Origin of the sequence: Sodalis sp. RH20 (genome assembly GCF_047324205.1) — a bacterium.
In the GTDB taxonomy this organism is placed as follows: Bacteria; Pseudomonadota; Gammaproteobacteria; order Enterobacterales; family Enterobacteriaceae; genus Acerihabitans.
Genome location: NZ_CP178733.1, coordinates 5,212,704 through 5,227,241, shown reverse-complemented (window position 1 = coordinate 5,227,241; position 14,538 = coordinate 5,212,704). Strand labels below are relative to the sequence as shown.

General features: G+C 57.8%; 14 protein-coding genes. 4 read left to right on the top strand and 10 right to left on the bottom strand.

Annotated elements, in window-relative coordinates:
• Positions 1–280: 280 nt before the first annotated feature.
• Entirely contained in the window at positions 281–1,384 is a 1,104-nt protein-coding gene (asd, locus tag ACL2XM_RS23695) for an aspartate-semialdehyde dehydrogenase (RefSeq protein ID WP_413729315.1), read from the bottom strand.
• A gap of 74 nt (positions 1,385–1,458) precedes the next feature.
• Between asd and ACL2XM_RS23690 the strand changes: the two genes are divergently transcribed.
• Both ACL2XM_RS23690 and ACL2XM_RS23685 read left to right on the top strand, forming a co-directional pair.
• Positions 1,459–1,596, top strand: coding sequence for a hypothetical protein (locus ACL2XM_RS23690; protein ID WP_410013197.1), 138 nt, complete (start codon positions 1,459–1,461; stop codon positions 1,594–1,596).
• The gene (locus ACL2XM_RS23685; protein WP_410013196.1) at positions 1,593–2,186 is read left to right on the top strand and encodes a YhgN family NAAT transporter; all 594 of its coding nucleotides are present in this window, start codon (positions 1,593–1,595) and stop codon (positions 2,184–2,186) included. The genes ACL2XM_RS23690 and ACL2XM_RS23685 overlap by 4 nt, the downstream gene beginning before the upstream one ends.
• 91 nt (positions 2,187–2,277) lie before the next feature.
• Here the strand turns inward: ACL2XM_RS23685 and gntT are convergent, their stop codons facing one another.
• The 5 genes from gntT to pldB all read right to left on the bottom strand — a co-directional run bounded on the left by gntT (position 2,278) and on the right by pldB (position 7,934).
• Positions 2,278–3,597 carry a gluconate transporter gene (gene gntT / locus ACL2XM_RS23680; protein ID WP_410013195.1) on the bottom strand — a complete coding sequence of 440 codons (1,320 nt, stop codon included), beginning with the start codon at positions 3,595–3,597 and terminating at the stop codon, positions 2,278–2,280.
• 285 nt (positions 3,598–3,882) lie between these two features.
• Positions 3,883–4,878 (bottom strand): gluconate operon transcriptional repressor GntR, encoded by a 996-nt coding sequence (gene gntR / locus ACL2XM_RS23675; protein WP_410016706.1) that lies wholly within the window; start codon positions 4,876–4,878, stop codon positions 3,883–3,885.
• A 320-nt stretch (positions 4,879–5,198) separates the two neighbouring features.
• Positions 5,199–5,894, bottom strand: a complete 696-nt coding sequence (locus tag ACL2XM_RS23670; protein ID WP_410013194.1) for a pirin family protein — start codon at positions 5,892–5,894, stop codon at positions 5,199–5,201.
• A gap of 198 nt (positions 5,895–6,092) precedes the next feature.
• Positions 6,093–6,890: a sugar/pyridoxal phosphate phosphatase YigL gene (yigL, locus tag ACL2XM_RS23665; protein ID WP_413721589.1), complete on the bottom strand. Its 798-nt coding sequence runs from the start codon at positions 6,888–6,890 to the stop codon at positions 6,093–6,095.
• A gap of 9 nt (positions 6,891–6,899) precedes the next feature.
• On the bottom strand, positions 6,900–7,934 hold the full coding sequence (gene pldB, locus ACL2XM_RS23660; protein WP_413733257.1) for a lysophospholipase L2: 1,035 nt from the start codon (positions 7,932–7,934) through the stop codon (positions 6,900–6,902).
• Between the two features lie 149 nt (positions 7,935–8,083).
• On the opposite strand from pldB, the gene rhtB reads away from it, so the two are divergent.
• Positions 8,084–8,701 (top strand): homoserine/homoserine lactone efflux protein, encoded by a 618-nt coding sequence (gene rhtB / locus ACL2XM_RS23655; protein WP_413731721.1) that lies wholly within the window; start codon positions 8,084–8,086, stop codon positions 8,699–8,701.
• Here rhtB and rhtC read toward each other — a convergent pair.
• From rhtC to pldA, 3 genes are all read right to left on the bottom strand, one after another.
• On the bottom strand, positions 8,688–9,311 hold the full coding sequence (gene rhtC / locus ACL2XM_RS23650) for a threonine export protein RhtC (protein ID WP_410013190.1): 624 nt from the start codon (positions 9,309–9,311) through the stop codon (positions 8,688–8,690). The two genes, rhtB and rhtC, sit on opposite strands and share 14 nt — an antisense overlap.
• Positions 9,312–9,452: 141 nt before the next feature.
• Positions 9,453–11,285, bottom strand: coding sequence for an ATP-dependent DNA helicase RecQ (recQ, locus tag ACL2XM_RS23645; RefSeq protein ID WP_410013189.1), 1,833 nt, complete (start codon positions 11,283–11,285; stop codon positions 9,453–9,455).
• Between the two features lie 64 nt (positions 11,286–11,349).
• Positions 11,350–12,219 (bottom strand): phospholipase A, encoded by an 870-nt coding sequence (gene pldA, locus ACL2XM_RS23640; protein WP_410013188.1) that lies wholly within the window; start codon positions 12,217–12,219, stop codon positions 11,350–11,352.
• Positions 12,220–12,487: 268 nt separating this feature from the next.
• On the opposite strand from pldA, the gene rarD reads away from it, so the two are divergent.
• Positions 12,488–13,426, top strand: a complete 939-nt coding sequence (rarD, locus tag ACL2XM_RS23635; protein WP_413731719.1) for an EamA family transporter RarD — start codon at positions 12,488–12,490, stop codon at positions 13,424–13,426.
• On the opposite strand, the gene ACL2XM_RS23630 is transcribed toward rarD, so the two are convergent.
• Entirely contained in the window at positions 13,364–14,419 is a 1,056-nt protein-coding gene (locus ACL2XM_RS23630; protein ID WP_410013186.1) for an AbrB family transcriptional regulator, read from the bottom strand. The genes rarD and ACL2XM_RS23630 overlap by 63 nt on opposite strands.
• Positions 14,420–14,538: the final 119 nt, after the last annotated feature.

Genomic DNA, 14,538 nt, shown 5'->3' with positions numbered 1-14,538 from the left:
CACAATAATAAGCATAGACAAAGGTTTAAAAGAAAGAATAACCTTAGCTGATGAAAATTTTAATTATCTAATAAGCTATTGAAATACTTTGAGTTAGAAAAAAAGATTCTTATATTAATCAGAGAAATATGAAATAGTGTCTTTGCACAAAAGTTAAAAAAGTGAAATTTTGTCGCTCACTTATTTTTAACTTTGCTCAAGCGGCGCAAGGAAATAGGGGAGGCAATCGCGGCCCATCCGTCGCGAAACGGACGGGCTTTGTCGGCAGGGTGATATCAGGTCAGGCCAGTAAGCGCAGCATGCGCCGCAATGGTTCCGCCGCACCCCATAACAATTGATCGCCCACGGTAAACGCCGACAGATATTCCGGCCCCATGTTCAGTTTACGCAACCGCCCGACCGGCGTTTTCAGGGTGCCGGTGACGGCGGCCGGCGTTAATTCCCGCATCGACAGCTCGCGATCGTTGGGCACCACATGCACCCAGTCATTATGGGTGGCAAGGATTTGCTCGATTTCCGGCAGGCCGACATCGCGTTTAAGCTTAATAGTAAACGCCTGGCTGTGGCAGCGCAGCGCGCCGACGCGCACGCACAGGCCATCCACCGGAATGACCCGGCGGGTATTGAGGATCTTATTGGTTTCAGCCTGGCCCTTCCACTCTTCACGGCTCTGGCCGTTGTCCAGCTGTTTGTCGATCCAGGGGATCAGGCTGCCGGCCAGCGGCACGCCGAAGTTATCGACAGGCAGGGTGCCGCTGCGGGTTAGCGTCGTCACTTTACGCTCGATATCCAGAATGGCCGAGGCCGGATCCTGCAACTCTTTCGCCACTTCATTATACAACCGGCCCATTTGCGCCAGCAGCTCGCGCATATGGCGCGCCCCGCCGCCGGAAGCGGCCTGGTAGGTGGCGACGGACACCCAGTCCACCAAATCCTGGGCGAACAGGCCGCCAAGCGACATCAACATCAGACTGACGGTGCAGTTGCCGCCGACAAAGGCCTTGACGCCATCGTTCAGGCCCTGCTGGATCACCGCCTGGTTTACCGGGTCAAGAATGATAATGGCGTCATCCTGCATACGCAGCGAGGACGCCGCGTCGATCCAGTATCCCTGCCAGCCGATTTCCTTAAGCTTAGGGTAGATTTCGTTGGTATAATCGCCGCCCTGGCAGGTGACGATAATATCCAGGGCGCTCAGGGCGTCCAGGGAATAGGCATCCTGCAACGTCCCTTGCTGCCCGCCGAATACCGGCGCGGCCTGGCCTGGCTGGGAAGTTGAGAAGAATACCGGACGGATGGCGTCAAAATCGCGTTCTTCGTTCATGCGTTGCATGAGCACCGAACCGACCATACCGCGCCAGCCAATAAAACCAACGTTTTTCATGTTAACTGTCCTGCCTTGGAGGGTGACAAAGGATATTCTGGCGTCAGCCGCGGCAAAAACACGCCGGCTATACAATGACCACCTTACAAAATGTGGCCGAACAGCTGCAAGCGAAATTAATCGATAAGGAAAAGTTTTTCAGCAGTGACGCTAATAATCATCCCGGCTGGAGGAGTCAGGGGAAAAAACGGAAAAAAAAGAGGCAAAAATGACTGAAATGATTTCGGCAACCGTATTGCTGTTTTTAATAATGGATCCGCTGGGCAATTTACCGATTTTTATGTCGGTATTAAAACACCTTGAACCGAAACGGCGCCGCGCGATCGTGATCCGCGAGCTGTTAATCGCATTATTGCTGATGCTGCTGTTTTTGTTTGCCGGTGAAAAGATCCTCTCTTTTCTTAACCTGCGTTCGGAAACCGTGTCTATCTCCGGCGGCATCATTATGTTCCTGATTGCCATTAAAATGATTTTCCCGTCGCAAGAGGGCAACAGCAGCGGATTGCCGGCCGGCGAAGAGCCGTTCCTGGTGCCGCTTGCCATTCCGCTGGTGGCCGGGCCCTCGATTCTGGCCACCCTGATGCTGTTATCCCACCAGTATCCGCACCAGATTAATCATCTGGTGGTGGCATTGCTGATAGCCTGGGGCATGTCGGTGTTTATCCTGATGCAATCGTCGCTGTTTATACGGCTGCTGGGCGACAAAGGCGTCAACGCATTGGAAAGATTGATGGGGCTGCTGCTGGTGATGCTGTCCACGCAAATGTTCCTGGACGGCGTGCGGGTCTATTTGCGCAGTTGACGACGTGGCCGTCAGCATAAAAACAGGGGCGCGTGATGCGCCCCTGCGATTGCTGATATCCCCCGCAGCGGCATGCCGCGGGCGGTATGGGTTAAGAAATGGCCATATTCATCAGCAGGCAACCTATCAGGCCGCAGACCGAAATAATGGTTTCCAGCGCCGACCAGGATTTGATGGTTTCCAGAATGGTCAGGTTGAAATATTCCTTGAACAGCCAGAAGCCCGGATCGTTGACGTGGGAGAAAATGACGCTGCCGGACCCGACGGCGATGACCATCAGTTCGGGGCTGGCGCCGGTGGTGGCGATCAGCGGCGCGGCGATGCCGCCGGCGGTGATGGCGGCGACCGTGGCGGAGCCGAGGGCGACACGCAGTACGGCGGCGATGCTCCAGGCCAGCAGTAACGGCGAAATGGTGCTGCCTTCCATCAGCGAGGCAATATAAGTACCGACGCCGCTATCCACCAGAACCTGCTTGAATGCGCCGCCACCGCCGATAATCAGCAGGATCATGGCGATAATCTTGATGGAATCGCTGATGGTGTCCATAACCTGCTGCACGCTGCGGCCACGGTTGATGCCGAAGGTGAAGATGGCAATAAGCACCGAAATCAGGGTTGCCATGATCGGATCGCCAAAGAATTCGGCGTAAGGCAGGATGGGATGCCCGGCGGGCAGCACCATCTCAGCCACGGCGCGCAGCGCCATCAGCACCACGGGGACCAGCGCGGTCCAGACGCTGACCGCGAAGCTCGGCATTTCCTGTTCGGTAAAGATTTTCGGATTGTACAGACCTTCAGGCACCGGCTTATCGATCCCTTTCAGGAACCGGCTGTAGACCGGCCCGGCCAGGATCACCGTGGGCACCGCCAGAATGGCGCCGTACAGCAGGGTCTTGCCCATATCCGCATGGAAAATGGTGGCGATGGCGGTCGGCCCCGGATGCGGCGGCAGGAAACCATGGGTTACCGATAGCGCGGCCGCCATCGGTACGCCGACATACAGCAGCGGAATGCGCGCCGTCGCGGCCAGGCTGAACACCAGCGGCAGCATCAGGACAAAGCCGATCTCATAAAACAGGGCAAAACCCACGGTAAAACCGGTGACCACCACGGCCCACTGGATATTCTGCTTGCCGAATTTATCGATAAGGGTAGTGGCGATACGCTGCGCGCCGCCACAATCCGCCAGCAGCTTACCCAGCATGGCGCCAAAACCGATAATCAGCGCCAGGCTGCCCAAGGTGCCGCCGACACCGTTCTTGATGGATACCAATACCTTGCTGACCGGCATTCCCTCAAGCACGCCGACAATCAGCGCCACCAGAATTAAAGCGATAAAACCATTCAGTTTAAAACGAATCATCAGCAACAGCAGCAACGCCACGCCGATAGCAACGATAAAGAGCGGCATAAAAAGTCCTCAATGGCTTTTTTCCCGGCAAGGATTTGGAATACCTTGCCTTCGAGTAGTTATGCATTTGGGTTAGTGATGTGCAAGTCGGGGATATTCCCCGGCCAACCGTAAGAGCATAGTGTGTATCGTGATGTTACCGGTATCATGATACGGGTAACATCACGATAAGGAATCCACCTGCGGGACAAAATTAACGTTTTGGGAGGTAGATCATAATTATGATGAGATAAAATGACGTAACGATGAACTTCACGGCGCGCGGGGAGAGGTTAAGGCGGAAATTCAGATGCTGTCCCCTGGCAATAAGGTAAAACCGACGTCCGTTTTTAGCGGATCAACCGTTTCGCCGCGCAGGCGGGCCAGGAGCTTTTCGGCGCTCAGGCGGCCCATTTCCTCACGGGGCGTGAGCACGCTGGCGAGCCGCGGCTGCATCGCCTGGCCGACATCGTGACCGTGGAAGCCGGCGATAGCCATATCCTCGGGGATACGCAGCCCCTGGCGCTGGCATTCAAATACCGCGCCGATGGCCAGGTCATCGTTGGTGCAAACGATACTGTCCATGACGGGATATTCACGCTGGGCCTGGCGTAACAGCTCGGCGCCGGTGGAGTAAGAGGACGATTCGGTAATCATGACACTGTGGGCCCGTAGTCCCTGCTCCGCCATCGCCTGCTCATAACCCCGCTGCTTAATGATGGTGCGCTCATCGAGGCGCGCGCCGAAATACACCACATGCCGGTGCCCGCGCGCAATGATATGCAGGGTCATTTGCCGCGCCGCCTCGAAGTTATCGAAGCCCACCGCGATATCCAGGCAAGGGGAAACGCTGTCCATGATTTCCACCACCGGGATGCCGGCCACTTCGATCATCTTCAGGGTGCGCGGCGTGTGGGTGCGCTCGGCTAGGATCAGGCCGTCGATGTTATAGCTCAGCAGCGAGGTCAGGCGTAATTCTTCGGTTTCGGGCTGGTAGCCGTAGTGGGCCAGCATGGTCTGGTAGCCGTGGGCGTCGGTGACCGTTTCGATGCCGCGCAGCACTTCGGCGAATACCTGGTTGGTCAGGGAAGGCAGCAGCACGCCGATAGCCCGGCTGGTGGCATTGGAAAGGATATCCGGCGCCCGGTTGGGAATGTAACCCAATTCATCCAGGGAATGGGCTATTTTCAGCTGCAATGCCTCCGATACCAGCGCCGGATTGCGCAAATAGCGGCTGACCGTCATTTTAGTGACGCCGACTTTATCGGCAACGTCCTGAAGTCCCGGTCTTTTTTTCTTGATTGGCGACATGACAGCTCCTACCTGGAATGGACGGAGTTTAGCAAAAAAAAGACGCGGCGAGTATGTTTATCCGGCGGCGCAGTCCCCAGGCATAAAAAAGCGGGCCGTGGCCCGCTTCAGACTGCCGACAAACTCACCCATAAGCGTGAAGCGGGTATGTTGGGCATGGAGAGTAACGCGTAGCGCGCCAGGGATGACGCGCCCGAGCCTACATGGACGTATTTACGGCGTCGTTACGAGCTTGTCCGGCATACCCGCTGGCAAGGTTTGGTCATTCAATTCAAGCGGGCCGTGGCCCGCTTGCTGTCACTCATGCGCTATCACACCGGCGGCAGGTCGAATACCAGGATTTCGCTGTCCGGCCCCGCCTTGAGGGTCAGTACGGTTTCGTCCCAAACGGCGAGCGCATCGCTGGCGCCGGCCCGCTGGCCGTTGATATCCAGTTCACCGCGCACCACCTGGATCCAGACACGCCGTCCCGGCGCCACGTCCAGCGTTTCCTGCTGGCCGGCGGGCAACGCCCAGCGCGACAGGGTCATATCCTGGAACACCTTCAGCGAACCCTCGCGCGCATCCGGCGAGAGCACCAGCTGACGGCCCTGCGGGGCATCAAAACGGCGCTGCTCATAACGCGGCGTCAGGCCGGTTTGCTGCGGGATAATCCAGATTTGGTATAAATGCAGCGCCTTATCGTCACGTCCGTTATATTCGGAATGGCGTATCCCGGTGCCGGCGCTCATGATCTGGAATTCCCCGGCATGGATTTGTTCTTTATTACCCATGCTGTCCTGATGTTCCACCGTACCGTCCAGCACATAGGTCAGAATTTCCATATCCTTATGGGGATGGGTACCGAAACCCTGGCCTTGCGCGATACGGTCTTCGTTAATCACCCGCAGCGCGGAAAAACCCATGAATTTGGCGTCATAATAGTCGGCAAAAGAAAAGGTATGCCAGCTGTCGAGCCACCCATGGTTAGCATGACCGCGATCGTTTGCTGCTCTTAAGTAAATCATGTTCAACTCTCCTCAACGTTTTTTTCTAGTCTAGACTTACGCCGGGAATATAAAAGGGTAAAAATCTCATCGCTCTGTTCAAAAAAACTGAACATAGAGTCTGGCCGCATTCAGCGGTTTTGCGCATGGGGGGGACGGCGGGAATACAGATAAAAAAGCCGGCGTCAGAGCCGGCTTAAAAACGACTGGAAGCAATTTTCACAAAAACATGTTGCGCAGAAAGCGCGGCACCGACTCATCGGCATTGGTGCCGATGATCTCCAGCTCCGGCAGAAGATCTTTCAGGCGCTGCTGCGAATTTTTCATGATGCAGCCCTTGCCGGCCATGGCAAGCATTTCTTTATCATTCATGCCGTCGCCAAACGAAATACAGTCGGATAAGGCAAACCCCAGCGTTTTCGCCACCTGATCCAACGCATGCCCCTTGGAGACGCCGCCGGCCATCACTTCCAGGCATACCGGCAACGAAAAACTGACGTTGACCCGATCTCCCCAGCGCGCATTCAACGCATTTTCCAGCGCCACCAGCCGTTCATGGTTGTCGCTGGTGTAATACACCTTGCAGATACCGTCGGTAGGCAGCATCCCCGGTTCGAACAGTTGGTAGTTAAATTCGGACTCGCGGAAAAAGTCCTGTTGATCTAACCGGTTACGATTCATATACCAGTCATCGCGGCGATAGACGTTGGTGAGGATTTCCGGATCGTCGTGCACCAGGCCGAACAGATCGGCGGCGATATCTTCGTCCACGTCATGGGCAAAAATCATCTCGCCGTCAGGACTATGTACCCGCGCGCCGTTGGAGGTGATCATATAGGCTGAAATACCGAGGCCGTCGCGAATTTGGGAAACATCAATATGATGACGGCCGGTGGCAAAGACAAAGTTGATGCCCCGGGCGGTCAGCAGCTGCAAGGTTTCCTTGGTGTAAGGTTTGAGAGTATGGTCCGGCGCAAGCAGGGTACCGTCAAGATCGGAAGCAACAACGTAATACATAAGCCTTTATTAAACCTCTGGTGTTATCGGCGGTTGATCACCGCCGGGAATAAAGTGATCGCAGCTAAAAAACGCGACAATTTTCTCCAGCGCCTCGGCGCGCAGGCTGTCTTTTTCAAACAGGATTTCATGTCTGGCGCCTTCGATCCTGACCGGTTTATTTTCCGCGCACGGATGTCCCGCCGCCGCCATGGCCTGGCAAAAAATATCGTGGCTGCGGTTATCGACAATCCGGTCTTCCCCGGCCTGCAGCAGCAATACCGGAGTGGTGATGGCGGCGGCCTTGGCCAGCACGTCATGACCCGCCAACACCCCTTCCCTGACCCAATGATAGGTCGGTCCGCCGACCCGCAATTCAGGATCGTCAGCGTAAAAACGCAAACTGCGCCGGTAGCGCTGGCCGCTGTGCGTCAGCATATTGAGCATAAACGGCATAGGCCGCCACTGACCGGTGCCGATGGCATAATAGTCGCGCATGGCCGGGCGCTGCTCGGTCCACTCCAGGATTTGCCAGGCCAGCCAGTGCGGCATCGGCAGGCGGATGCCGAACATGGGCGCGCAGAGCACCGCGGCGTCGCAGGCGTCCGGCATTGCCGCCAGAAACAGGGCCAGAATCGCCCCGCCCATGGAATGCGCCAGGGCAAAACGGCGTTTATAGCGCCCGGGAGCCACATACTGCTGCCAGAACTGGGTAAAATCGCTGACGTAATCGCCAAACTGCAGCACATGCCCGCGGTGGGTATCTTCGAGCAGGCGGCCGGAACGCCCCTGGCCGCGGTGATCGATAATCATCACGTCGTAGCCGCAGTGAAAAAGATCGTAGGCCACCTCAGGGTATTTGACGTAGCTTTCAATACGCCCGGTGCTGATGACGATGACCTTATCGTGCCGGGGCGAGCGCAGACGGACAAAGCGAATCGGCATGCCCTGCGCCCCGACAAACTCGCCCTCTTCCCGTTGATGCCAGAAATCCAGTAACGGACCGGTGGAAAAGGCGGCAAACTGTTGTTCGCGGTTTAACCATTTTTTTTTATGTACCGACACCACCTGCGCTACTCCTGGCACTGGCAAAACACGGGGCAGTTGAGACTGTCCTGCGCGCTGGAAAATCATTGCCGTCCTGGCGGGGAAAAGGCTACTCTACCCTATCGACATAGTGTGACATAAAAATAACATTTCAGGGAGCGCAATTAATGACCTGGGACTGGTGGCTGACCTATCTGCTCACGACCACCCTGTTGAGCCTGTCGCCCGGCTCAGGGGCGATTAACACCATGAGCACCGGCATCACCCACGGTTATCGCGGCGCGGCGGCGTCCATCGCCGGCCTGCAGGTCGGGCTGGCCACGCATATCGTGCTGGTGGGCATCGGATTGGGGGCATTGTTCGCCCATTCGCTGTTGGCGTTTGAAATCCTGAAATGGCTGGGGGTGGCCTACCTGGTCTGGCTCGGCATCCAGCAATGGCGCGCCGCCGGCAGTTTCAGCCTGGACGTGTCGGGGGCCGCCCTGCTGTCCAGACGCCGGTTATTTCAACGGGCGGTTTTCGTTAACCTGACCAACCCGAAAAGCATCGTCTTCCTGGCCGCGCTGTTCCCGCAGTTCGTGCTGCCGCACCAACCGCAGGCATCCCAGTACCTGGTGCTCGGCGTCACCACCCTGGCGGTGGATACTATCGTGATGATTGGCTACGCGACCCTGGCGACCCGCCTGGCGCATTGGCTTAAGGGGCCGCGCCAACTGCGGCGTCTTAACCGCACCTTTGGGTCGCTGTTTATCATGGTCGGCGCGCTGCTGGCTAGCGCGAAATAATCAGGCTGATGCCGAAGCCGGCAAAAAACACGCCCGCCACGCCGTCAATCCAGCGCGCCAGGCGCTGGTAGCCGCGGCGCATGGCCGGTAAGGCAAACACCACCGCCACGATGCTGAACCACATCAGGGTTTCGGCGATGATCAGGATAAATAAGCCCCAGCGCGCCCCGGCCGGCACATCATCGCCGACAAACAGGGAGAACACGCTGCCGAAATAGATCACCGCCTTGGGATTAGCCAGATTGGTCAGCAGGCCGCGCACAAAGGTGCGGCCGGAACGTAGTAACGCGGCGGCCGGATGGCCGCCCGCCTGCGGCGCGGCCGGACGCCGGGCCGCGCGCAGCAGCTGCCACCCCATCCAGCACAGGTAAAGCCCGCCGCCGACGGTGATAAGGCTGTGCAGCCACTTCATCTTCATCAGCAGCAGGTGCAGGCCCATCAGCGCCACGGCGGCCCATACCGCCACGCCCAGGCTAATGCCCAGCACGCCCATCATGGCGTCGCGGCGCGAACGGCTGGCCGCGGTCTGGGAGATAAAGAAAAAATCCGGACCCGGGCTCATCAGGGCAATCAAATGCACCATGGCCACGGTAACAAATAAAATTAACATCGGTGGACGCTCCTGGTAACGGTTGCCGCCCCGGCAACCGGTTCACGGCTTGCATAAAATCCTTGGCTAACGCTGGTCCCGCTTCACCCCGGCCGCCGCGCCGGACGCGGATAACGGCATACGGCTGTGCACGGCCGGCCCCTATAGGGGGTCGTCATCAACCAGGTGTTCGCGGATCATGGTAAGGAACGGCATACCGAAGCGATCGAGTTTACGATTGCCGACACCGTTCACCCGCAGCATGTCCCCGGGCGTCACCGGCAGTTGTTCGGCCATTTCCAGCAGCGTCGCGTCGTTAAATACCACGTACGGCGGCACGTTGGCCTCATCCGCCAGGGATTTGCGCAGCTTGCGCAGCTTGGCGAACAGCTGGCGGTCATAATTGCCGCCGTAGGTTTTCGGCGCGGTGCTGCGCGCCTTAAGGTTGGGCAGCCGCGGCTCGGCCAGCATCAGCGGCACTTCGCCGCGTAACACCGGACGCGCCGACTCGGTCAGCTGCAGCGCCGAATGCTGGGTAATGTTCTGGCTGACCAGCCCAAGATGGATAAGCTGGCGCAGCACGCTGACCCAGTGCTCGTTGGTGCGGTCGCGGCCGATGCCGTACACCGGCAGTTTATCATGGGCGTAGTCGCGGATACGCTGGCTATTGGCGCCGCGCAATACTTCGACGATATACCCCATGCCGAAACGCTGGCCCACCCGATAAATACAGGACAACGCCTTGCGCGCTTCCTCCAGCCCATCGTAGCGCTTGGGAGGATCGAGGCAAATATCGCAGTTGCCGCAGGGCTGTTGGCGCCCCTCGCCAAAATAATTCAGCAACACCAGGCGGCGACAGGTCTGCGCCTCGGCGAACGCGCCCATGGCGTTAAGCTTATGGCGCTCGATATCCTGCTGCTCGCCGGGGGCCTTTTCTTCCAGGCACCGGCGCAGCCAGGCCATATCCGCCGGATCGTAAAACAAAATGGCCTCGGCGGGCAAGCCGTCGCGGCCGGCGCGGCCGGTTTCCTGGTAATAGGACTCGATATTGCGCGGGATATCAAAATGCAGCACAAACCGCACGTTGGGCTTGTTGATGCCCATGCCGAAGGCGACGGTCGCCACCACCACCTGCAAATCGTCGCGCTGGAATGCTTCCTGCACCTGCCCGCGCCGGTCATTGCTCAGGCCGGCATGATAAGCGTCGGCGCTGACCCCGCGGCTTTGCAGGCGCGCGCTGACGTCCTCCACCTTGGCGCGGCTGTTGCAATAGATAATGCCGCACTTGCCGCGCTGGCCCTGCACATAGTGCCAAAGCTGCTCGAAGGGTTTATATTTTTCCACCAGGGTATAGCGGATATTGGGGCGATCGAAACTGCTGATTTGGATTAGCGGGTCGCGCAGGTCCAGCAGGCGCACAATATCAAGACGGGTGGTTTCGTCGGCCGTGGCGGTGAGCGCGATAAACGGCAGGCCGGGGAAATGCCGCTTGATTTGCCCCAGGGTGCGGTATTCCGGGCGAAAATCATGCCCCCACTGCGAGATGCAGTGCGCTTCGTCCACCGCAATCATCGCCGGATGCCACGTGAGCAGCTGCTCCAGCATATTGTCCATCATCAGGCGTTCCGGCGCGATATAGAGCAGCTTGATGCGGCCATCGCGGCAGCCGGTCATCACTTCATGCTGCTGTTCGCGGGTTTGCGTTGAATTCAGGCATCCCGCGGCCACGCCGTAGGCCAGCAGTTGATCCACCTGATCCTTCATCAGGGAAATCAGGGGCGACACCACGATAGTCAACCCGTCCATCACCAGCGCCGGAATCTGGTAGCACAAGGATTTGCCGCCGCCGGTCGGCATGACCGCCAGGCAATCCCTGCCGCTCATCACGGCGTTGATCAGCGCTTGCTGACCCGGGCGGAACTGCTGGTAGCCGAAGGTATCATGCAGTATCTGCTCCGCCAGCGCTTCCCGATCTATTACAGCCACCGTTGACACATCTTCCCCAATTTATTACGTTCATGCGCCGGACATTCCGGCGCCTGTAAGGATACCTGCCGGCTTACATAAAGTCGTTAAGCATAAAACCGACCCCGACGCGGGTTTGCCGGTGATCATAATCGATGAGCGACTCGCCGTACCCGCTGAATACCTGGGTATAAAAGCGCACATGGCGGGAAATGGGATAACTCCAGCCCAGTTGGCCGCTGCCGTAGCCGCTGTTCCAGTTGTAGTGGCTTTCAACGCTGAACACGCTTTCACCCCACGCATAGCCTATCTTGAGCCGATAATAACCCAAATACTTGGTGATATCAGGGTTGTCATCGGTGCTACCGAAGGTAAACCAGGGCTTCACTTCCACCTGCCAGTTGCCGTTTTGCGCCATCAGGCGGGTGTAGGCGCGGTCCCAGCTGCGCGAGGTGGGGTCGGATCTGCCGTTGGACTGATGATTGACGCCGACTTCGATATCGCGCAGGGTCCAGCCGGCAAAATCATAATCCGTTGCCCAGCCGAGGAACAGCTGGGGTTCATAATTCGTTTCACGAAACGGCGACGATTCGTCGGTATTGGACGTCTGCCAAAAGGAATGCTGGGTATAGGACGCGCCCAATACGGAATTATCCCCGGCGATGCCGCGCCACAGCGGGAAGCCCAGGCTCAGCTGGAAGTCCAGTTCGTCGCGGCGGGCGCCATCGGCCCAGTCATAGGATTTAATGGCTTCTTTGTTAATATCGCTGGTATAGGTGTACATGACGAAATTGCTTTCATACGGATACAGCACAAAAGCATTATCATGCTCCTGCAGCATATTAGCGATAATACTGCCCCTGACAGCCGGCGCGTCGTGGATTTTAACCACCGTCGCTTCTTGTGCATTCGCAAACGTCGTTGATCCTAAAAAGAAAACAGCGGCTCCCAACAGCTTACGCATATATTTTTCTCCGAAGTGCGCAATGTAAGAATGCATAAAACCCATGCAAGCGGATCATTTTACACACTATCAACTATTTCTTTTAGCGAATTACACACTATTCGTACATGCATGTAAGCGATCGCTTGCACTTAAAATCCTATGGCTGCCGCCTGCGGCGCCATATCAACGCCTGCGCCGCGGGAAGGCGCCGGCGATGATCCGCAGGTGAATAAGTCATAACTTTCGCTTATACTGGCCAGCTTATTTTTGCTAACCAGGTTAACCCATGAATGAAACATCCACGCGCCAGGGCGTGCTATGCGCGCTGGGCGCGTATCTTATCTGGGGGTTGGCGCCGGCGTATTTCAAACTGATCCAACAAGTTCCCGCCACGGAAATCCTTACCCACCGCATTATCTGGTCGGTTTTTTTTATGCTGGCGTTGCTGACCCTGTGCCGTAAATGGCGGCAGGTGCGCGAGGTATGCCGCCGACCCAAGGCGCTGCTGCTGGGCGTGACGTCATTGCTGGTGGGCAGCAATTGGCTGCTGTATATCTGGGCGGTTAATCATCACCATATGCTGGAAGCCAGCCTGGGCTATTTTATCAATCCGCTGGTCAATATATTGCTGGGGATGGTATTTCTCGGCGAGCGCTTTCGCAAATTGCAGTGGCTGGCGGTAGGCCTGGCCATCTGCGGCGTGCTGATACAGCTGTGGAAATTCGGCTCGCTGCCCTGGATTGCCCTGGGCCTGGCCTTCAGCTTTGCGTTTTACGGCCTGCTGCGCAAAAAACTGGGCGTCGACCCGCAGACCGGCATGCTGATCGAAACGCTCTGGCTGCTGCCGGCGGGCGCCTGGTATCTCTTTATCTTCGCCGACAGCCCCACCAGCCATTTGAGCGCCAATCCGTGGCAGCTCAATATGCTGCTGGTGGCGGCGGGCATTATCACCACAATACCGCTGCTGCTGTTTGCCGCCGCCGCCAACAATCTGCGCCTCTCGACGCTGGGCTTTTTCCAGTATCTCGGCCCGACGCTGATGTTCCTGCTGGCGGTGGTGTTTTACGGCGAAGCCATGACGGAGGATAAGCTGTTCGCCTTTGGATTTATCTGGCTGGCGCTGGCGGTGTTTATCTTTGACGCGGCGCTCACGCAGCAAAAATCACGTCATGGGCGGCACGGCGTGGCGGGAGATAAAGCGCGCCATGGCCGGGCCGATCAATAAAATCGAGAACAGCCGCAGGCTTTGCATCGCCATGACAAAACCGATATCGGCGTGGCTGCCCGCGGCGATAATCGCCACGGTATCCAGCCCGCCGGGGCTGGTGGCGAGATAGGCGGTGAGCAGATCCACCGGCAGCACCAGCGTCAGCACCCAGGCCATAAACCCGCATAACAGAATTAATCCCACGATGGACGCCACCATCTGCGGCAGCGTTTTTAACGCCAGCATCACAATGGCGGGGGTAAAGCGTAGCCCGACGGTCCAGCCGATAAACGCATAGGCCAGCGCCAACAGCCATTCCGGCACCTGCATCGTCAGCGTGCCGGTGATGTGCAGGGCGGCGCCGGCCAGCATAGGAATCAGCAGCGCGCCGGCGGGAATATGCAGTTTCCGCCCCAGCCAGGCGCCGGCGACGGCAATGGCCAGGGTGGCGGCAAAACGGTAATCGAGCGCCGGAAACCATATTACGTCCGCCGCCGCGACACCCTGTTCCCCCATGCTGATATGCGCCACCAGGGCCGCCGCCGCCGCCACAAACAGCACGCGCAGATACTGCATGAACGCCACCAGCCGCACATCCGCGCCGAACTCCCCCGCCATGGCCACCATGGCCGACGCCCCGCCCGGAGACGCGCCCCAGGCCCCGGTAGGGCCAGGCAGGCTGCTAAACCGCACCAGAAGCCAGCCCGACAGGCCGCTGGCCAACAGGGTCAGCGCCAGCACAATCAGCACCAGCAGCCAGTCGGAAATGAGGACATGTAGGATCGTGGGGGAGAGGGTCAGGGCTATCATGCAGCCCAGAACCGCCTGGCAGCCGACAAAAATGCGCGGGGGAATATCAATGGTGGCGCCGCAGAGCGCCATGACCACGCCCACCAGCATCGGTCCCATCAGCAGGGCGGCCGGGAAGTGGAAATATTGCAGGGTAAATCCCAGGGACAGCGAGCAAAACAGTAACACGGCCCATTGGGCGGTAAGCGGCAAATGTTTCATCGGCAACGTTCGCAACGTTTATCAGGTGCGCTAAAGCAGGATGTTTTAGCCAGGCCATCCTGTTTTATCATATTCGCCCGGCGGGGCAATCATTTATCGTACAATAATATCCGTTGAAC

Excerpts from the sequence above, each read along its gene's own strand:
- asd (WP_413729315.1), bottom strand. The coding sequence starts at position 1,384 with ATGAAAAACGTTGGTTTTATTGGCTGGCGCGGTATGGTCGGTTCGGTG.
- ACL2XM_RS23690 (WP_410013197.1), top strand. The coding sequence starts at position 1,459 with ATGACCACCTTACAAAATGTGGCCGAACAGCTGCAAGCGAAATTAATC.
- ACL2XM_RS23685 (WP_410013196.1), top strand. The coding sequence starts at position 1,593 with ATGACTGAAATGATTTCGGCAACCGTATTGCTGTTTTTAATAATGGAT.
- gntT (WP_410013195.1), bottom strand. The coding sequence starts at position 3,597 with ATGCCGCTCTTTATCGTTGCTATCGGCGTGGCGTTGCTGCTGTTGCTG.
- ACL2XM_RS23670 (WP_410013194.1), bottom strand. The coding sequence starts at position 5,894 with ATGATTTACTTAAGAGCAGCAAACGATCGCGGTCATGCTAACCATGGG.
- yigL (WP_413721589.1), bottom strand. The coding sequence starts at position 6,890 with ATGTATTACGTTGTTGCTTCCGATCTTGACGGTACCCTGCTTGCGCCG.
- rhtB (WP_413731721.1), top strand. The coding sequence starts at position 8,084 with ATGACCTGGGACTGGTGGCTGACCTATCTGCTCACGACCACCCTGTTG.
- rhtC (WP_410013190.1), bottom strand. The coding sequence starts at position 9,311 with ATGTTAATTTTATTTGTTACCGTGGCCATGGTGCATTTGATTGCCCTG.
- pldA (WP_410013188.1), bottom strand. The coding sequence starts at position 12,219 with ATGCGTAAGCTGTTGGGAGCCGCTGTTTTCTTTTTAGGATCAACGACG.
- rarD (WP_413731719.1), top strand. The coding sequence starts at position 12,488 with ATGAATGAAACATCCACGCGCCAGGGCGTGCTATGCGCGCTGGGCGCG.
- ACL2XM_RS23630 (WP_410013186.1), bottom strand. The coding sequence starts at position 14,419 with ATGAAACATTTGCCGCTTACCGCCCAATGGGCCGTGTTACTGTTTTGC.